At 73.0% G+C, this 18,916-nt stretch carries 16 protein-coding genes and 4 tRNA genes; 12 read left to right on the top strand and 8 right to left on the bottom strand.

The genetic code is table 11. From position 1 onward, the window contains the following. The 3 genes from AC07D6_RS16460 to AC07D6_RS16450 form a co-directional block, all read right to left on the bottom strand. On the bottom strand, positions 1-1,945 hold a 1,945-nt coding region (locus AC07D6_RS16460; RefSeq protein ID WP_479044941.1), incomplete at its 3' end, for a DEAD/DEAH box helicase. A gap of 226 nt (positions 1,946-2,171) precedes the next feature. Further along, positions 2,172-2,852, bottom strand: coding sequence for a hypothetical protein (locus AC07D6_RS16455; protein WP_479044938.1), 681 nt, complete (start codon positions 2,850-2,852; stop codon positions 2,172-2,174). A gap of 121 nt (positions 2,853-2,973) precedes the next feature. After that, on the bottom strand, positions 2,974-3,324 hold the full coding sequence (locus tag AC07D6_RS16450) for a metallopeptidase family protein (protein ID WP_479044936.1): 351 nt from the start codon (positions 3,322-3,324) through the stop codon (positions 2,974-2,976). A gap of 78 nt (positions 3,325-3,402) precedes the next feature. On the opposite strand from AC07D6_RS16450, the gene AC07D6_RS16445 reads away from it, so the two are divergent. From AC07D6_RS16445 to AC07D6_RS16415, 7 genes are all read left to right on the top strand, one after another. Further along, positions 3,403-5,205, top strand: coding sequence for a metallophosphoesterase family protein (locus tag AC07D6_RS16445; protein WP_479044933.1), 1,803 nt, complete (start codon positions 3,403-3,405; stop codon positions 5,203-5,205). Between the two features lie 81 nt (positions 5,206-5,286). Next, positions 5,287-5,359, top strand: a tRNA-Glu gene (locus AC07D6_RS16440). 39 nt (positions 5,360-5,398) lie between these two features. Then, positions 5,399-5,473: transfer RNA gene (locus AC07D6_RS16435), tRNA-Asp, on the top strand. A 22-nt stretch (positions 5,474-5,495) separates the two neighbouring features. Further along, positions 5,496-5,572: transfer RNA gene (locus tag AC07D6_RS16430), tRNA-Phe, on the top strand. A 286-nt stretch (positions 5,573-5,858) separates the two neighbouring features. Continuing rightward, the gene (locus tag AC07D6_RS16425) at positions 5,859-6,719 is read left to right on the top strand and encodes a DUF2382 domain-containing protein (RefSeq protein WP_479044930.1); all 861 of its coding nucleotides are present in this window, start codon (positions 5,859-5,861) and stop codon (positions 6,717-6,719) included. 17 nt (positions 6,720-6,736) lie between these two features. After that, positions 6,737-7,045 (top strand): WGxxGxxG family protein, encoded by a 309-nt coding sequence (locus AC07D6_RS16420; protein ID WP_479044928.1) that lies wholly within the window; start codon positions 6,737-6,739, stop codon positions 7,043-7,045. A 294-nt stretch (positions 7,046-7,339) separates the two neighbouring features. Beyond that, the gene (locus AC07D6_RS16415; protein ID WP_315879373.1) at positions 7,340-7,504 is read left to right on the top strand and encodes a hypothetical protein; all 165 of its coding nucleotides are present in this window, start codon (positions 7,340-7,342) and stop codon (positions 7,502-7,504) included. 34 nt (positions 7,505-7,538) lie between these two features. On the opposite strand, the gene AC07D6_RS16410 is transcribed toward AC07D6_RS16415, so the two are convergent. Beyond that, positions 7,539-8,363: a cytochrome c biogenesis CcdA family protein gene (locus AC07D6_RS16410; RefSeq protein WP_479044926.1), complete on the bottom strand. Its 825-nt coding sequence runs from the start codon at positions 8,361-8,363 to the stop codon at positions 7,539-7,541. Then, positions 8,360-9,112, bottom strand: a complete 753-nt coding sequence (locus AC07D6_RS16405) for a DsbA family protein (protein ID WP_479044924.1) — start codon at positions 9,110-9,112, stop codon at positions 8,360-8,362. Before AC07D6_RS16405 ends, AC07D6_RS16410 begins: the two co-directional genes overlap by 4 nt. A gap of 340 nt (positions 9,113-9,452) precedes the next feature. On the opposite strand from AC07D6_RS16405, the gene hrpA reads away from it, so the two are divergent. From hrpA to AC07D6_RS16390, 3 genes are all read left to right on the top strand, one after another. Further along, a complete protein-coding gene (hrpA, locus tag AC07D6_RS16400) occupies positions 9,453-13,412 on the top strand; it encodes an ATP-dependent RNA helicase HrpA (protein ID WP_479044922.1) in 3,960 nt (1,319 codons plus the stop codon). Between the two features lie 107 nt (positions 13,413-13,519). Next, positions 13,520-13,594 (top strand) — tRNA-Asp (locus AC07D6_RS16395). 177 nt (positions 13,595-13,771) lie between these two features. Beyond that, positions 13,772-13,996: a DUF6274 family protein gene (locus tag AC07D6_RS16390; RefSeq protein ID WP_479044919.1), complete on the top strand. Its 225-nt coding sequence runs from the start codon at positions 13,772-13,774 to the stop codon at positions 13,994-13,996. A 274-nt stretch (positions 13,997-14,270) separates the two neighbouring features. Here AC07D6_RS16390 and bldC read toward each other — a convergent pair whose 3' ends face one another. Next, positions 14,271-14,477, bottom strand: a complete 207-nt coding sequence (gene bldC, locus AC07D6_RS16385) for a developmental transcriptional regulator BldC (protein ID WP_003949541.1) — start codon at positions 14,475-14,477, stop codon at positions 14,271-14,273. A gap of 519 nt (positions 14,478-14,996) precedes the next feature. Next, entirely contained in the window at positions 14,997-15,848 is an 852-nt protein-coding gene (locus tag AC07D6_RS16380; RefSeq protein WP_479044917.1) for a DUF8083 family protein, read from the bottom strand. A gap of 154 nt (positions 15,849-16,002) precedes the next feature. On the opposite strand from AC07D6_RS16380, the gene AC07D6_RS16375 reads away from it, so the two are divergent. Further along, positions 16,003-17,085, top strand: coding sequence for a Leu/Phe/Val dehydrogenase (locus AC07D6_RS16375; RefSeq protein ID WP_315879367.1), 1,083 nt, complete (start codon positions 16,003-16,005; stop codon positions 17,083-17,085). A 400-nt stretch (positions 17,086-17,485) separates the two neighbouring features. Then, on the top strand, positions 17,486-17,737 hold the full coding sequence (locus AC07D6_RS16370; RefSeq protein WP_315879366.1) for a DUF3073 domain-containing protein: 252 nt from the start codon (positions 17,486-17,488) through the stop codon (positions 17,735-17,737). Positions 17,738-17,795: 58 nt separating this feature from the next. On the opposite strand, the gene purM is transcribed toward AC07D6_RS16370, so the two are convergent. Beyond that, positions 17,796-18,875 carry a phosphoribosylformylglycinamidine cyclo-ligase gene (gene purM, locus AC07D6_RS16365; protein WP_315879365.1) on the bottom strand — a complete coding sequence of 360 codons (1,080 nt, stop codon included), beginning with the start codon at positions 18,873-18,875 and terminating at the stop codon, positions 17,796-17,798. Between the last annotated feature and the right edge of the window lie 41 nt (positions 18,876-18,916).

Below are 18,916 nucleotides of genomic sequence, written 5' to 3'. Positions count from 1 at the left end.
ACGGACGGTCGTCACGGCGGAACCCACCACGGTCGTCCCGACGGTCGCCACCCCGGTCGTCACGACGGTCGCGGTTGAACGACGGACGGTCGTCACGACGCTCGTACGACGACGGACGGTCGTCACGGCGGAACCCACCACGGTCGTCCCGACGGTCGCCACCCCGGTCGTCACGACGGTCGCGGTTGAACGACGGACGGTCGTCACGGCGGAACCCGCCGCGGTCCCCGCCCCGGTCGTCACGACGGTCACGGTTGTACGACGGTCGGTCGTCACGGCGGAACCCGCCGCGGTCGCCGCCCCGGTCGTCACGACGGTCGTCCCGGCGGTCACGGCCGAAGCCGCGGTCCTCCCGGCGCTCGTACGAGGGGCGCTCCTCCCGCTGGGCGGGGACGGGCACCTCGGTCTCGGCGGCGGCCGGAGCCGCCTCGGCCGCGATCGCCTCCGCGGCTTCCGCCACGGCCTTCTCCGGGTCCTCTCCCCGCTCGCGCGCCGCGCGGGCGATCAGGCGGTCGGCCTCCTCGCGGAGCTCCGCGGCGCGGCGCTGCACGCGCTCCAGCTGCTTGGCCAGGTCGGCGGCCTCGCGCTCGGCCTGCTTGGCGGCGTTGCTGGCCGAGTCGGCCTGCACCTCCGTCAGCGACCGGGCACCGGTGATCTCGGCGACCTCGGGGTCGAAGGCACCGCCCTGGCCGATGATGTGGCGGGAGGCGTCGACACCGGCGTCCTCCATGAGGCGGAAGATCTGGCGGCGCTGGTGCGGCAGCGCCAGGGAGACCACGACACCGGAGCGGCCGGCGCGCGCCGTGCGGCCCGAACGGTGCAGGTAGTCCTTGTGGTCGCCGGCCGGGTCGACGTTCAGCACCAGGTCGATGCCGTCCACGTGGATGCCGCGCGCGGCGACGTCCGTGGCGACGAGCACGTTCACGTACCCGTCCTTGAAGTCGGCCAGCGTCCGCGTGCGGGCGCCCTGCGTCATGCCGCCGTGCAGCGCGTCGGCCTTCACGCCGGCGTCGCGCAGCTGCTCGGCGACGCGGTCGGCGCCCAGCTGGGTGCGGACGAAGATGATCGTGCGGCCCTTGCGGGCGGCGATCGCGGCCGTGACCGGCGCCTTGTCCTTCGGCTTCACGACGAGGACGTGGTGGGACATGGTCGTGACGTTGCCCTGGGCGCTGTCGACCTCGTGGTTGACCGGGTCGTTCAGGTAGCGCTTGACGAGCGTCGCGATCTCGTTCTCCATGGTCGCGGAGAAGAGCATGCGCTGGCCGCCGGCCGGGACCTGGTCGAGGAGCTCGGTGACCTCGGGCAGGAAGCCCAGGTCGGCCATCTGGTCGGCCTCGTCGAGGACGGCGACCTGGACCTGCTCCAGGGAGCAGGCGCCGCGGTTGATGACGTCGCGCAGCCGGCCCGGCGTGGCGACGAGGACGTCGACGCCGCGCTCCAGGGCGTAGATCTGGTTGCCCATCGACGTACCGCCGCAGACGACCTTCATCTTCAGGCCGAGCACGTCGCCGTACGGCTGGAGGGCGTCCGCGACCTGCATCGCGAGCTCGCGGGTCGGGGTGAGGATGACGCCGCGGGGCTTCTTCTTCTCGGTGTGGCCGCCGGCCAGCGTGGCGAGCAGCGGCAGGCCGAAGGAGAGGGTCTTGCCGGAGCCGGTGCGGCCCCGGCCGAGGATGTCCTTGCCGGCCAGGGCGTCCGGGATGGTCGCGGCCTGGATCGGGAACGGGACGGTGACGCCGTTCTGGGCGAGCTTGCGGACGACGCCCTCGGGGAGCCCGAGGTCGCCGAAGGTGACGGCGTCGTCGGCGTCGTCGGTCTCGGCGGCGTCGGTGTCGACGGCGTCGGTCGCGGCGATCTCCTCGATCGCCTCGTCCTCGGTGACGACGGCGGTCGGCTCGTCGTTCTCGGTCGCGGTCAGGACGGCGTCAGTGTGGGAAATGGACATGCGAAATGCGAAACCTTCCGGAGTCTCGGCACGCGCCCGTCAACTCCGTGTTTCGCTGCTTAGCAAATCGACCGCCTCGATGCGGTCAGCCACGGCAAGGGAGAGTACGCGCCACGCGGCGCGCTTCGGTCACGGCGCCGGGCAAATGGGATCAAACGATCTACCACCATACGCACCTCCCCCCACCCAGCGCAAGCCGCTCCCCGCCGCGCGGGTGCGACTCCCGTCACACGGGAGCGACCTGCGGGGACGCGGCCGGCTCCGGACAGCCGGTGGACGGGGAGGGGGCGCGCAGCGCTTCGGTACGGGTCTCGGCGGGGGGCGACGCGGCCGGCGGGTCCGTCGGGCCGGTCGCGGGCGGCTCGCTCGCCTGCGGCGTCGGCGTGGGGTCCGGCTCGGGCGGCGGGGCGGGCGCGGAGGGCGACGCGGGCGGCTCGCCGGGCCCCGTACCACCGTGGCCGCCCCCGGAGCCGCCGTGGCCGCCCGTGCCGCCGTGGCCGCCCTCGGAGCCGTCCGGCCCCGGCCCGCCTCCGGGGTCGGCGCCGGGGCCGGGCGAGGGCCGCCCCCCGTGGCCCGCGCCCTCCCCGTCCCCGCCGCCCCGGCCGGACGGCGGGGACGGGGAGGTGGACGAGGAAGGCGCCGCCGACGGGCCGGCCCCGCCGCCCGCGCCGTCGTCGCCCGCCGTCCCGCCCGGGTTCCCCGCGCCGCGCGGCTCGTACCCGCCCTCGCTCGCCGCCGCTCCGGCGTCCCCCTCGGCCGCCGCCGCCCCGGACGGGCCCACCGCCTCGCGCGGCCGCGGCTTGGCGCTGTCGTCGGACACGCTCATGCAGCCGCTGACGGAGCCGGCGGAGGCCACGACCGCCACCGCGGTGACGGCCCATCGGACGGGTGCGGGCAGCTGGCGCACGGAGGCACCTCCAAGACGGGCGGGGACTCCCGGACCGGAACGGAAATCCCGGGGGGACGGACGGGGTTTCCCTGCCCAACTCCCCTCCCCCCGTGGGGGACACGCCCGTACGGGGCACCGGTCAGCCGTATCCCAGTTCGTGCAGCCGCGCGTCGTCGATGCCGAAGTGGTGGGCGATCTCGTGCACCACGGTGATCTCCGTCTCGGCGACCACGTCCTCGCGGGACTCGCACATCCGCAGCGTCGGCCCCCGGTAGATGGTGATCCGGTCGGGCAGCACGCCCGCGTACCACTCGCCGCGGTCGGTGAGCGGGGTCCCCTCGTACAGCCCGAGCAGGTCGGGGTCGTCCGCGGGCGGCTCGTCCTCCACGAACACGGCGACGTTGTCCATCAGCCGGGTGAGCTCCGGTGGGATCCGGTCGAGCGCCTCGGCCACCAGTTCCTCGAACTCCTCGCGCGTCATCTCCAGCACTCGCCCATTGTCGTGGATGAGGGGCGCGCCCGGGGGCGTACGGGCATAGCCGCGCGGCCCCACGGGCATACGGCCCCAATGGCCCGAGCAGTCGTCCGTACCTCGTACGCCCGTATCGCCCGAGCCCTGCGCCGCGTGGGAAGCCGAGCGGGAAGCCGCATGGGGAGCCGAACGGGGGACCGCGCGCCGGTCCGCCCCGGCCGCTCCGCCCGCCGCACCGGCTCCGCGGTGCTCCCCGGCCCGCTCGCCCCCGCCCCGCACCCCCTGGTCCGCGCCCTGGGGCTGCTCGCGGTGGTCGCCGCCGGGGCGTGGCTGGGCCTGCTGGCCGTCGGCGGCGTGCGCGCCCCGGTCGGACCGGTGGACACGAGCATGGCGCTCCGCCCGTCCCTCACCGGCGGCACGAGCATCAACGTCTCCCCGCTCGGCGCCCTCGACCTGGACTCCCACACGGCCCCCATCCGGCTCGACGTGGACGTCGACCAGTTGGACCCGGTCCGCTCCCGGGCCCTCGTCGAGCACCCCGAGCGGATCTCCGGCCTCCAGGAGGAGATCACCGCCGACGTCCTGGACGGCACCCGCGAACTGGCCGTCCGCTCCTGCGTCGCCGTCGTCTCCGGCGCCACCGCGCTCGGCCTCGCCGTCTACCGCCGTCCGCGCCGCGCCCTGGCGGCCGGGGGGCTGGCGCTGGCGCTGCTCGCGGCGTCGGGCGCGTCGGCGTACGCGACGTGGAACCCCAAGTCGGTCCTGGAGCCCCGCTTCTCGGGGCTCCTCAGCAGCGCCCCGTCGGTCGTCGGCAGCGCGCGGTCGATCGTCACCGAGTTCGACGTGTACCAGAAGGAACTGGCCCGGCTCGTCACGAACGTGACGAAGCTGTACGACGCGACGTCGACCCTCCCGACGTACCAGCCCGACCCGGCGACGATCCGCGTCCTGCACGTCTCCGACATCCACCTGAACCCGGCGTCGTGGCACATCGTCGGCTCGCTCGTGGAGCAGTACGACATCGACCTGATCATCGACTCGGGCGACACGATGGACCACGGGAGCGCCGCCGAGAACGTCTTCCTGAACCCGATCAGCAGCCTCGGCGCGCCGTACGTGTGGGTCCGCGGCAACCACGACTCGGCGGCCACCCAGGAGTACCTGGAGGGCCTGCGGAACGTGCACGTCCTGGACGGCGGGCGGGCCGTCACCGTCGCCGGGGTGCGGGTGGCCGGCGTCGGCGACCCGCAGTTCACGCCGGACCGGTCGGTCGTGGCCGCCGGGGACGACGCCGAGCGGGCGGCGGGCAGGCGGCTGGCGGAGTCCCTGCGCGCGCAGGCGCGGGCGGGCACCCCCGTGGACATCGCGGTCGTCCACAACCCGGTGGCGGCCCACCAGACGGACGGCGCGGTGCCGCTCGTCCTGTCCGGGCACGTCCACCGGCGCGTCAACGAGGTGCTGCCGAACGGCACCCGCCTGAAGATCGAGGGGTCGACGGGGGGCGGCGGGCTGCGGGCCGTCGAGAAGGAGGAGCCGGAGAAGGTCCACGCGTCGGTGCTGTACCTGGACCGGGACACGCGGCGGCTCCAGGCGTGGGACGAGATCACCCTGGGCGGGCTCGGCCTGACCACGGCGGAGGTGGCGCGGCACGTCCCGGACGAGGTCCTGCCGGGCGCGTCCCCGTCCCCGGACCCGTCCTCGGACCCGTCCTCGACCCCGACCGGAACCCCGTCGGGGTCTCCCTCCGGGTCTCCTCCGGCGTCCCCGGCGCCCCAGGCGTCCCCGGCTGCCCGGGCGTCTTCCGCGTCCCCGGCGGAGGCCCGGCAGCCGCCCGGCCGGTCGGCCCTGCCGACGCCCCCGCAACCGGCCCGGACCCCCGCCCCCGCACCCCGCCCGTAAACCGTTTTGGCGAACGGTCCCCCCATCCCATATGCTTCTCACGTCCCCGACGCGCTGAAGAAGCGCCCAGGCGGGCCCTTAGCCCTCATCGTCTAGTGGCCCAGGACGCCGCCCTTTCAAGGCGGTAGCACGGGTTCGAATCCCGTTGGGGGCACGCTTTACCTTGTGCGAGACTAGTGCTCGCACGATGCTTGGTCCTGTGGAGCAGTTTGGAGTGCTCGCCACCCTGTCAAGGTGGAGGCCGCGGGTTCAAATCCCGTCAGGACCGCTGCGGCTCGCAAGAGCTGCGTGGCTGGGTAGCTCAGTTGGTACGAGCGTCCGCCTGAAAAGCGGAAGGTCGCCGGTTCGACCCCGGCCCCAGCCACCAGCCGAAAGGCCCCGTCTCCGGACGGGGCCTTTCGTCGTTCACGCCGACCGGTACGTCCGCGGCGGCCCCGGCCACCGTGCCCCCGCACCCGGGGTCACCCGTTCGGCCCCGGGGCGGGGAAACGCCGGCCGGCCGGGAAGCGGGCCCCGGCCGCGCACGTGGCGGAGGTTCCTCGGCGTAACCCGAGTTGCAGGGCGTTTCGGGGTCACCGGCAATGGACCCAGGGCCCGGTCCATCGCACTCGCTGTCTTCCGGAGGCCGGGTCCGCAGCCAGGAAGGATCCAGCATGGCCCAGAACGACAAGGCGTTCCCCGTCGAAGGACTCCAGGGCGCGACGGCCTACGACTCGAACGGCGAGAAGATCGGCACGATCGGCCAGATCTACGTCGACGACCGGCTCGGCACCCCGGAGTGGGTCACCGTCAAGACCGGCCTGTTCGGCACCAAGGAGACCTTCGTCCCCCTGGCCGGCGCCCGCCGGCAGGGCGACCAGCTCCACGTGCCGTACACCAAGGACATGGTCAAGGACGCCCCTCGGCTCGACGCCGACGAACACCTCGACACCTCCGAGGAACAGCGGCTCTACCGGCACTACCGGCTCACCCCGGGCGGCAGGACCGGTACCGCGGGCACCACGGGCGCCGCCGGGGGCATGGCCGGAGCCGGCGGCATGACCTCGGAGGGCATGACCGGCCGCCGCGCCCACGAGGGCCGGCAGCCGGCCGCCGCGATGCGCTCCGGCGACGAGGGGCTGACCCGCTCCGAGGAGCAGCTCCAGGTCGGCACGGAGGAGTACGAGGCGGGGCGCGCCCGCCTGCGCAAGTACGTGGTCACGGAGGAGGTGACCACCCGCGTGCCGGTGACCCACGAGGAGGTCCGCGTGGTGCGCGAGCCGATCCGGCCCGGTGAGCGCGAGGCCCCCATCCAGGAGTCCGAGCAGGAGGTGACCCTGCACGCCGAGCGCCCGACGGTGAGCAAGAAGTCCGTCCCCGTCGAGCGCGTCCGCCTGGAGACCGAGAAGGTCACCGAGGAGCGGGACGTCGGCGGGCAGGTGCGCAAGGAGAAGATCGAGTACGACGACGACCGGTCCGAGCGCGGCCGCGGAAACGAGCGCGGCCGGGGCCCCAAGCACGGGCCGAACCGCTGACCGGCGAAGGAGGAGCCATGCGACGCACGACTGTCGGCGCCCTTCTGGCCGCCACGCTGCTCGCAGGACCCGCCGCGGCCACCGCGGCGGCGCAGGTACCGGTGGCGGAACGGGCATCCGTCGTACAGGCCGTCCCGGACCGGGTGCCGACCGTGGACGACCGCGACAAGGACGACGGCGGTGGCGGCGGCTGGGGCCTGTGGGGCCTCGCCGGGCTGCTGGGCCTGCTCGGCCTGCTCCCCCGCCGCTCCAAGGGCCACACCACCGGGGGCCCCCGCTCCAGCCCGGGGACGGGAGGCGGCGCCCACCCCACGGACCGGATCTGAGGCGGCGGGCTCCCGCCCCTCCGCGGCGGCCCTTCCGGGGCACGGCCCGACCGCTGTCCGGTCGGGCCGTGCCCCGTGGCCGCCCCGGAGACGGGGCGGCCTGCGGGACGGTCCGCCCACCGGGCCGGGGCGTCCAGCCAGGCCGCCCGGCCACCGAGCCAGACCGCCCACCGGGACGGTCCGCCCATCGAGTCAGGCCGCCCACCGGACGGGACACCCGCCCAGCCCGACCGCCCACCGGAGCGGGTCGCCCTTCGGGCCGGGGGCGGGGACGGGGGCGCTAGAGTCCCCGCCATGGGGGATTTCGCGAGCCGGGGGCAGACCGTGCCCTGCGCGTGGTGCGGCAGGCCGCTGCCGCAGGAACGCCGGTGGTTCCCGCGGCGGTACTGCGGTCGCTGGCACAAGGTGAAGCACCGCGTCACGGAGATCGTCGGCGACGTCCTCGGCGGCGGCGCCTGAGACGTCACGGCCCGAGAGGTCACGGCCCGAGACGTCACGCCCGCCCGCGGTGTCGCCAGCCGCGCACGCCCAGGACCACCGCGACGACCGCGACCACGATCAGCAGCAGCATCCGGTCCGGCACCGCGCCGCCCACCCGCGCGGCCCACCGCTCCGCCTCGAAGGCGGCGTCCACCGACAGCGGGCCCGACAGGGCCGTCGTGCCGTCGAAGGCCAGGAACAGGGTGCCCAGCAGCACGAAGAAGGCACCCGACAGCAGTGACGTCGTGTGCAGCTCCAGCCGGCCCAGCCGCACCGCCCGGCCGCGCAGCCAGGGGCGCCGCCCCAGGTCGTACCGCTCCCACAGCAGCGCCAGCGCGAACAGCGGCACCGCCATGCCCAGCGCGTACACCGCCAGCAGCAGCCCGCCGTACACGGGGCTGCCGCCCAGCGCCGCCACCGTCAGGACACTGCCCAGGATCGGCCCCGCGCAGAACCCCGCCAGCCCGTACACGAGGCCCAGCGCGTACACGGACACCGCCGTCACCGGGCGGATCCGGCCGCTCGCCGCCACGGCGCGGCGCGGCGCGAAGCCCAGCCCCAGCGCCTGCGCCACGCCCAGCGCGACGATCAGCCAGCCGCCGGTGGTGACGAGCAGGTCCCGGTTGCCGTGGAAGAACCGCCCGGCCAGCGACCCGGCCGCACCCAGCGGCACCAGCGTCGTCGCCAGGCCGGCGTAGAAGACCCCGGTCCGGGCGAGCAGCCGGGCCGTCGAGTCGATCGAGTACGCGAAGAACGCCGGCAGCAGCAGCGCGCTGCACGGGCTGACCAGCGCCAGCAGGCCGCCCAGGAACGCGGCCAGGTACCCGACGTCCGTCACCGGCCGGCCTCCGCCGCCGCCACGTCGATCGCGGCCGTGAACGTCTCCAGCGGCTGCGCGCCCGCGATGGGCGCCCCGTTGACCAGGAACGACGGCGTGGACGCCACGCCCAGCCCGTACCCCTCCTCCTGGTCCCGCTCGACCGCCCGCCGGGCCGCCGCGCTGTCCAGGTCGCGGGTGAACCGGGCGAGGTCCGGCACACCGGCCTCGCGCGCGAGGGCCGCCAGCCGGTCCTTGCCGAAGCCCTTCTCCTTCGCGTCCTCCGCGTACGCCGCCCGGTGGAACTCCCGGAACCGGCCCTGCTGCCCGGCCGCCCACGCGGCCCGGGCTGCGCCCTCCGACTCCTCGCCGAAGATCGGGAAATTCCGCCACTCGATGCGCAGGACGCCCTTCTCGACGTACTTCTCCACCAGCGCAGGCTCGGTGTCGCGGGCGAACTTCCCGCAGTAGCCGCACGCGAAGTCGGCGTACTGGATCAGCACGACCGGGGCGTCGGCGCGGCCCACCGCGAGGGCATCCCGCGCGTCGCGGCGCGCCAGTTCCCCCGGCTCGGAGCGGGCGCCCTCCTCCGTGGCGGCGGACGCGGGCGCAGACCCGGCGGCGGAGGCCGGCGCGGCGGCGGAGGAGCCGGTCGCCTCCCGGTCGGCGGGCTTGGTGGCCGTGTACGAGGCGAACGCGAGCAGCCCGGCGGCGGCCGCGACCCCCGCCCCGAGGGCGTACGGCTTCATGGACGGTGGCTTCCTGGGCATGGGTGCGCTCCTGCGGTGCCGCGGTGGGGGGGAGGGGGCGGCGGATGGTGCGGCGGGAGGCCCGCCCCCGCCGCGCGCGCGGGACCGGCGGGTCCGTCGGGGCGGCGGTACGGGCGCGGGCGGGGCCCGCTGCGGGCCGGTCGCGGCCGGCCCCCGCACCCCGTGCCCGGCGCCCGCGCGGCCCGCGCGGCCCGCGTCGCCCCGCCGTGCCGCCGGGCATCGGTACGGGGCATCGGGCGGGCGCCTTCCTGGTCGGGGGCCTGGTGTTCGGCCCGCCCGAAATGGTACGGGGAAATGGGTTCGCCACTCCTGAGCCGCGGGTGAGATCCTGGGACACGGTATGTCTACTTCCTTCGCCGACCTCCAGACCCTGCTGACCGAGGTCCCGCTGCGCGACGCCCATCGGCTCGGCCGCCGTCTCGAAGGCGCCCGTCGCATCCGTAAGCCCGAGGCCAGGCAGGCCGTACTGGACGAGATCGCCGCCGAGGCGGCGAAGGCGGCTGCCCGCACCGCCGAGCGGGCGGCCCGCGTGCCCGAGGTCTCGTATCCCGAGCAGTTGCCCGTCAGCCAGAAGAAGGACGAGATCCTGGAGGCGATACGCGACCACCAGGTCGTGATCGTCGCCGGTGAGACGGGCTCCGGGAAGACGACGCAGATCCCCAAGATCTGCCTGGAGCTCGGCCGGGGCGTGCGCGGCATGATCGGCCACACGCAGCCCCGGCGGATCGCGGCCCGCACGGTCGCGGAGCGCGTCGCGGAGGAGCTGCGGACGCCGCTCGGCGAGGCGGTCGGCTGGAAGGTGCGGTTCACCGACCAGGTCGGCTCCGACACGTTCGTGAAGCTGATGACGGACGGCATCCTCCTCGCGGAGATCCAGACGGACCGCGAGCTGCTCGCCTACGACACGATCATCATCGACGAGGCCCACGAACGCAGCCTCAACATCGACTTCCTGCTCGGCTACCTGGCCCAGCTCCTGCCGAAGCGCCCCGACCTCAAGGTCGTGATCACCTCCGCGACCATCGACCCGGAGCGGTTCTCCCGGCACTTCGGGGACGCGCCGATCGTCGAGGTCAGCGGCCGTACGTACCCGGTGGAGGTGCGCTACCGCCCGCTCCTGGAGGAGGACTCCGAGGAGCCCGACCGCGACCAGGTCACCGCGATCTGCGACGCCGTCGACGAGCTCCAGGCGGAGGGCCCCGGCGACATCCTGGTCTTCCTCTCCGGCGAGCGGGAGATCCGCGACACGGCCGACGCGCTGCTGAAGAAGAAGCTGCGCAACACCGAGGTCCTGCCGCTGTACGCGCGCCTGTCCCACGCCGAGCAGCACCGCGTGTTCCAGCAGCACGCCGGCCGCCGCGTCGTCCTCGCCACCAACGTGGCGGAGACGTCCCTGACGGTCCCCGGCATCAAGTACGTCATCGACCCCGGTACGGCGCGGATCTCCCGGTACAGCCACCGCACGAAGGTGCAGCGGCTGCCGATCGAGCCCGTCAGCCAGGCCAGCGCCAACCAGCGCAAGGGCCGCTGCGGCCGCACCAGTGACGGCATCTGCATCCGCCTGTACTCCGAGGACGACTTCCTGGCCCGCCCGGAGTTCACGGACGCGGAGATCCTCCGGACGAACCTGGCGTCCGTCATCCTCCAGATGACCGCGGCCGGCCTCGGCGACATCGAGAAGTTCCCCTTCATCGACCCGCCGGACCACCGCAACATCCGCGACGGCGTGCAGCTCCTCCAGGAGCTGGGCGCGCTCGACCCGGCGCAGAAGGACCCGAAGAAGCGCCTCACCCCGCTCGGCCGGAAGCTCGCCCAGCTCCCCGTCGACCCGCGCCTGGCGCGCATGGTGCTGGAGGCCGACAAGAACGGCTGCGTCCGCGAGGTCATGGTCATCGCGGCGGCCCTGTCCATCCAGGACCCGCGCGAGCGGCCCGCCGAGAAGCAGGCCCAGGCCGACCAGCAGCACGCCCGGTTCAAGGACGAGACGTCCGACTTCCTGGCCTACCTCAACCTCTGGCGGTACGTCCGCGAGCAGCAGAAGGCGCTGTCGTCGTCGGCGTTCCGCCGGATGTGCAAGTCGGAGTACCTCAACTACCTGCGCATCCGCGAGTGGCAGGACATCTACAGCCAGCTTCGCACGGTCGCCAAGCAGATGGGGATGCACCTCAACGAGGAGGACGCGGACGAGCAGCGCGTCCACGTCTCGCTCCTCGCGGGCCTGCTCTCCCACATCGGCGTGAAGGACGTGAAGGACGCCGGAGGGGAGAGCGGGAGGAACACGGCGAGGAACGAGTACCTGGGCGCGCGGAACGCCAAGTTCGCGATCTTCCCCGGCTCGGCGCTGTTCAAGAAGCCGCCGCGGTTCGTGATGTCGGCCGAACTGGTCGAGACGTCCCGTCTGTGGGCGCGGGTCAACGCGAAGATCGAGCCCGAGTGGATCGAGCCGCTCGCCGGGCACCTGCTGAAGCGCACGTACTCCGAGCCGCACTGGGAGAAGGACCAGGCGGCCGTCATGGCGTACGAGAAGGTGACGCTGTACGGCGTGCCGATCATCGCCCAGCGCAAAGTCAACTACGGGCGGATCGACCCCGAGGCGTCGCGCGAGCTGTTCATCCGCCACGCCCTGGTGGAGGGCGACTGGCGCACGCACCACAAGTTCTTTGCGGACAACCGCAAGCTGCTCACCGAGGTCGAGGAGCTGGAGCACCGGGCGCGGCGCCGCGACATCCTCGTCGACGACGAGACGCTGTTCGACTTCTACGACCAGCGGATCCCGGCGCACGTCGTGTCGGGGGCGCACTTCGACTCGTGGTGGAAGCACAAGCGCCGGGACGAGCCGGAACTGCTCGACTTCGAGCGGGAGATGCTCATCAACGAGAAGGCGGGCGCGGTCACCAAGGCCGACTACCCCGACTCGTGGCGGCAGGGCCCGCTCAAGTTCCGCGTGACGTACCAGTTCGAGCCGGGCGCGGACGCGGACGGCGTCACCGTCCACATCCCGCTCCAGGTGCTGAACCAGGTCACCGACGAGGGCTTCGACTGGCAGATCCCGGGCCTGCGGGAGGAGGTCGTGACGGAGCTGATCCGCTCCCTCCCCAAGCCGGTCCGCCGCAACTACGTACCGGCGCCGAACTTCGCGAAGCGGTTCCTGGAGAAGGCGGCGCCGAGCGCGGAACCCCTGACGGCCGTCCTGGCCCGGGAGCTCCAGCGCATGGTGGGCGTCCCGGTGAGCCCGGACGACTTCGACTGGACCAAGGTCCCCGACCACCTGAAGATCACGTTCCGGATCGTGGACGAGCGGCGCCGGAAGCTGGCCGAGGACAAGGACCTGGAGGCGCTGAAGCTGTCGCTGCGCCCGAAGGCCCGCCAGGCCCTGTCGAAGGCCGCGGCGGCGGCCACGGCGGGCCCCTCGGGCACGGGCCAGTCGCTGGAGCGCTCGGGCCTGACGGACTGGACGATCGGCACCCTCACGCGCGTCTTCGAGACCCGCCGGGCCGGCCAGCCCGTGAAGGCGTACCCGGCCCTCGTCGACCAGGGCGGGACGGTCGCCGTGCGCCTCTTCGACACCGAGGCCGAGCAGGCGCGGGCGATGTGGCGGGGCACCCGCAAGCTGATCATGCTGAACATCCCGGTGAACCCGGCGAAGTTCGCCTCCGACCGGCTGACGAACCAGCAGAAGCTCGCCCTGTCCCGCAATCCGCACGGCTCCGTGCAGGCCCTGTTCGAGGACTGCGCGACGGCGGCGGCCGACCGGCTGATCGCCGACCACGGCGGGCCGGCGTGGGACGAGGAGTCGTACCGGAAGCTGTACGACGACGTCCGCGCCGACCTGGTGGAGCTGACCGTGCGGACCGTGGACCAGGTCCAGCAGATCCTGACCGCCTGGCAGTCCTGCGAGCGGCGCCTGAAGGCCACGAACAGCCTGGCGCTGGTGAACAACGTCCAGGACGTCCGGGAGCAGCTGGCGGCGCTGGTGCCGCCCGGCTTCGTCACCGCGACGGGCCTGCGCCGCCTGCCGGACCTGATGCGGTACCTGGTGGCGGTGGACCGCCGCCTCCAGCAGATGCCGACGTCGGTGCAGCGGGACACGACGCGCATGGAGAAGGTCCACGAGATGCAGGACGAGTACGCGTGGCTGCTGGAGCAGTTCCCGAAGGGGCGGCCGGTGCCGCAGGAGGTCCTGGACATCCGGTGGATGATCGAGGAGCTGCGGGTCAGCTACTTCGCGCACGCGCTGGGGACGGCGTACCCGGTGTCGGACAAGCGGATCGTGAAGGCGATCGACGCGGCCGTGCCGTGAGGCCCGCGGCGGGGTGACGGGGCGGTCGCCACGAGTGAGTTCGACCGCGCGGTCTGACCTGCTGTAGAGTCTCTCTCGCAGCCAAGGAGCGAACGGCTGCGAAACCTGGTCCTGTGGAGCAGTTTGGAGTGCTCGCCACCCTGTCAAGGTGGAGGCCGCGGGTTCAAATCCCGTCAGGACCGCATCAGTCGGCTGAGGCCCGCACCCTTCGGTGCGGGCCTCAGCCGCGTTCGTGCGTCTCGTACGGGTCACGGTTCCCGGCCGGGGCCGGGTGGCGTCCGACGACGGGTTGACGCGGGCGGCCGGTGCGAGTACCCAAACAACGGGGGCACCGTCGCCCCTCCCCGGAGGTGACGCGCATGACGGCAGCCACGGCCAGGCACGAGACCCGCGCGCTCCTGCGCGCCCATCTGGCGGCCGCCTCCGGCTACCGCCACCTCACCCGGCGCTGCGCCGTCTGCCACCGCCTCGCCCAGTACGCCGCCCTCGGCGAGCAGCCCCCGCAGGCGCCCCCGCCGACCGGACACAGAGACCGGCCCGACCGGTCCGACCGGGTCGTTCCCGAGGACGCCGACCGCTCCTGACGGGCCGTCGGAACCGCCATCCCGGTGTGATGCGAGTCACGGAACTCTTTCGGAAAACCGCTTCGCTTATGCCACTCCTACACCCGCCCCATTTAATACGTGCAATTGCACCGACTTGCGAGCCCGTGCCGGCGCACAAAAAAAGACCGCGCCGGACCCGGCGGAGTCCAGCGCGATCGATGACGTCAGCCCGTTGGGGCGGGCGGCCGTCAGTGGAGCATGGGGTGGGCGTACCGGGTTGGGGGACCCGGAAAAGCCCGGTTCACAGGGGTGTTCAGGCCTCGCTGCGCTGCTGCGGGATCCCCGCGAGCAACGCGCGGACCTCTGCCTCGCGGTACCGGCGGTGCCCACCCAGCGTGCGGATGGACGTGAGCTTGCCGGCCTTCGCCCAGCGGGTCACCGTCTTCGGGTCCACGCGGAACATCGTGGCAACCTCAGCGGGGGTCAGCAGCGGCTCAGCATCAGGGGTGCGAGCGGTCATGAGCGGCCTCCTCGGGAGAACCGACGATCTCGGTTCTTTCCTCTAAATTCTGCACCTTGACCCGCGTTGCCCGAAATGGCGGACGCGGGCCGAGTCGGTTATAGGACGAACGGCTTGTCCTCGGCACTACAACTACACCATCTGTCCAGCCACCTTCGGCCAAACCGATGGAATTGCCCTCTCAGGTGTCCATCAGCGGCGGAAGCCGATGGACCATGCCATAGCGGACAGTCACGTCACAGTGACGATCAGTCACAGAGCGATCAGGAGCCACCAGACCCCCCATAGCGTGCAATGCTGAGCCTTCCGCCCATAGCTGGACGGAAGGAGCCCTCCCCGGACTCCTTGTCCTATTTTGGCATGAGGTTGGGCAATGAGCGCAAGAGCCGCGGTTAGTGCGATCCATCACCCTTGAGGCAAAGGCCCGGTTCGGGACTCAAGCCCTTCAACCTCTGACGTCACACAAGACTCATGTGCAACAGCCTCCGGCGCAACAGGCCCAACTGGGGAATTTTCCGTTCAGTTGGCGAACTGCCGGTCCCGTACCGCGCGCCACCGCTCCGCGAGCCGCCCGTAGGCCACCTCCGCGCCCGCGCCGTCGCCGTCCCGGAGCGCGGCGATGCCCGCGGCGATGTCCGCCACGGACCGGTCCCCGGCGAGCAGTTCCGCCGGCAGGGCGTGCACCAGGCCCCCGTAGTCCAGTTCCACCAGCGAACGCGGGTGGAACTCCTCCAGCCACCGCCCCACGTCGACCAGGCCCTCGGTCAGCGGCCCCTCGCCGATCGACTCGCGCAGCGTCCGCAGCGTCCGCGCCACCCGCCGCCGCGCCTCCACCATCGGCGTCCGGTACCGCAGCAGCGGCGCCTCCCCGGCCCCGCCCGGCACGTACTCGCGCTCCTCGTCCGCGAAGAGCACGAACCACCGCACGGGCACCTGCCACACCGCGCTCCTGATCCACGGCCGCGCGTCCGGGTGCCGCTCCCGCCACCGCTCGTGGTCCGCCTCCGCCTGCCCCCGCACCACCGGCGGCAGCGCCGCGTCCAGCACGGGCCCCGGCAGCAGCTCCGGCAGCTCCTCCAGGGCCAGCCAGGCGCGCAGCCGCGTGCGCCACGGGCAGACGCACACCGCGCCGCCCGCCTCCGCCACGAACGCGTCGCCGCTCTCGTGCACCGGCACCGGCACCGGCGGCGTCGGCACCAGGTCGGCGAGGGCGCGCCGCAACTCGTCCTGCGCCGTGGGCGCCCCGCCGCGCAGGGCCTGCTCCGCGTAGCGGGCCCAGTGGCCGCGCTCGGGCTCCGGGAAGGCGGCCAGGGGCTCGTACACCCGCAGGTAGGAGGCGTACGGGACGAGGACCGAGGAGACAGCCGGCATGCGGGAATCCTTCCACGCGCCCACCCCCCGAGGGGGTGATCCTGCGCACGGCGTCGGTCCTACGGCCAGGTAGGACTTACCCTCTTGCCGAACAGGTCCCTCCCCACCCCTAGGAGGGCCCGACATCGCCGCTTCGTACTTGGGAGTCACCACCGTGACCGATGTGACCGACGGCGTCCTGCACACCCTGTTCCGCTCGGAACAGGGGGGCCACGAGCAAGTCGTGCTGTGCCAGGACCGCGCCTCCGGCCTCAAGGCCGTCATCGCCATCCACTCGACCGCCCTGGGCCCGGCCCTCGGCGGCACCCGCTTCTACCCGTACGCCTCCGAGGAAGAAGCCGTCCTGGACGCGCTGAACCTGTCGCGGGGGATGTCGTACAAGAACGCCCTGGCCGGCCTGGAGCACGGCGGCGGCAAGGCCGTGATCATCGGTGACCCGGAGCTCGTCAAGACCGAGGAACTGCTGCTGGCCTACGGCCGGATGGTGGCCTCCCTCGGCGGCCGGTACGTCACGGCCTGCGACGTCGGCACGTACGTGGCGGACATGGACGTCGTCGCCCGCGAGTGCCGCTGGACCACCGGCCGCTCCCCCGAGCACGGCGGCGCCGGCGACTCGTCGGTCCTCACCGCGTTCGGCGTCTTCCAGGGCATGCGCGCCTCCGCCCAGCACCTGTGGGGCGACCCGACGCTGCGCGGCCGGACGGTCGGCGTCGCGGGTGTCGGCAAGGTCGGCCACCACCTGGTCGAGCACCTGGTGGGGGACGGCGCCGAGGTCGTCGTCACGGACGTGCGGGAGGAGTCGGTCCGCCGCGTCACCGACAGGTTCCCGCAGGTCCGGGTGGCCGCCGACACGGACGCCCTGATCCGCACCGAGGGCCTGGACGTCTACGCGCCGTGTGCGCTCGGCGGCGCCCTCGACGACGACACCGTGCCCGTCCTGACGGCGAAGGTCGTGTGCGGCGCGGCCAACAACCAACTCGCCCACCCGGGCGTCGAGAAGGACCTCGCGGAGCGCGGGATCCTCTACGCGCCCGACTACGTCGTCAACGCGGGCGGCGTGATCCAGGTCGCCGACGAGCTCCACGGCTTCGACTTCGACCGGTGCAAGGCGAAGGCGACGAAGATCTTCGACACGACGCTGGCGATCTTCGCACGTGCGAAGGAGGACGGTATTCCGCCGGCCGCGGCGGCCGACCGGATCGCCGAGCAGCGGATGGCCGACGCCCGCCGCGGCTGACGCCGCACGGAGCGTTTCCGGTCACGGAGCGTACGTTCGCCGGGGGGCGCCCTTGACAGGGCACCCGGCGGACGGCGCCGCCCGTGCCCACAGACACCTTCCGGGCACGCTCCGCATTGGTGTGTTCGTACAGAGGTGCGTTCGCTGTCAGAGAGAGATGGCTCACGCCGGTCGGCGGGTCGACCTTGAGAAGAGGTTAAAATCGCAGCTGACCAGCGAGGACGGGGCGCCTCGCGGGTCCGGCTCCGAGGCGCGTCATGCGGGCGGCGTACCGTATGGCCGCGGAAGCAGGTACCGTTGAAGCCCACGGGCCGGTCTCTCCACGGAGAGTCCGTCCCACATCATGAACGCGTGTCAAGACTCTGGGGCCGTCGAGCCCCGTCACCGAGGGGGTCGAGCCATGGGGCGCGGCCGGGCCAAGGCCAAGCAGACGAAGGTCGCCCGCCAGCTGAAGTACAACAGCGGTGGGACAGACCTCGCACGGCTGGCCAGCGAGCTGGGCGCATCGACTTCGAGTCAGCCTCCGAACGGAGAGCCGTTCGAGGACGACGACGAGGAAGACGACCCGTACGCCCGCTACGCGGAGCTGTACAACGACGACGATGACGAGGACGAGGAGTCCGGTTCGTCATCCCGTCGCCGCGGCGCTTGACGCCCGCACTTCTTCCAACCCGGTCCGGGGCCCCGCCCCGGACCGGGTTCTGTGCTGTTCAGCTCGCGTAGTCACCCGTGAGGGCGGCGCCGGTCGGGTGATCCCCGCGCTCGGTGATCTCGCCCGCGACCCAGGCGTCGACGCCCCGGTCCGCGAGCGTCGCCAGCGCGACGTCCACCGAATCGGCGGGGACGACGGCCATCATGCCGACCCCCATGTTCAGGGTCTTCTCCAGCTCCAGCCGCTCCACCCGGCCGGCCCTGCCGACCAGGTCGAAGATCGCGCCGGGCGTCCACGTCGACCGGTCGACCGTGGCGTGCAGGTGGTCCGGGACGACCCGCGCCAGGTTGGCGGCGAGGCCGCCGCCGGTGATGTGGCTGAAGGCGTGCACGTCGGTGGTCCGGGTGAGCGCCAGGCAGTCCAGCGAGTAGATCTTGGTGGGCTCCAGCAGTTCCTCGCCGAGGGTCCGGCCGAGCTCGTCGACCTGCTGCTCCAGCTCCATGCCGGCCCGGTCGAACAGCACGTGGCGAACGAGTGAGTACCCGTTGGAGTGAAGGCCCGACGACGCCATCGCGACGACCGCGTCACCCGTGCGGATGCGATCGGCGCCCAGCAGGCGGTCCGCCTCCACGACGCCCGTGCCGGCGCCGGCGACGTCGAAGTCGTCCGGGCCGAGGAGGCCGGGGTGCTCGGCGGTCTCGCCGCCGACGAGGGCGCAGCCGGCGAGGACGCAGCCCTCGGCGATGCCCTTGACGATGCCGGCGACCCGCTCGGGGTGGACCTTGCCGACGCAGATGTAGTCGGTCATGAACAGCGGCTCGGCGCCGCACACCACGATGTCGTCCATGACCATGGCGACCAGGTCGTGTCCGATCGTGTCGTACACGCCCATGCGGCGGGCGACGTCGACCTTCGTGCCGACGCCGTCGGTGGCGGAGGCGAGGAGCGGACGCTCGTAGCGCTTGAGGGCGGAGGCGTCGAAGAGTCCGGCGAAACCGCCGAGGCCGCCGAGGACCTCGGGGCGCTGGGTCTTCTTCACCCACTCCTTCATCAGCTCGACGGCGCGGTCGCCCGCCTCGATGTCGACGCCCGCGGCGGCGTAGCTGGCGCCGCCTGTGGCACTGGTGGCCTGAGACATGGCTACGGAACTTTCGTGTCGTACAGCGAGGGTTTCGGGGG

The sequence above is a fragment of the Streptomyces sp. NPDC045287 genome, from assembly GCF_056432325.1.
Note: the sequence above shows the minus strand (reverse complement) of the source record. Positions and strands in the feature narration are given on the sequence as shown.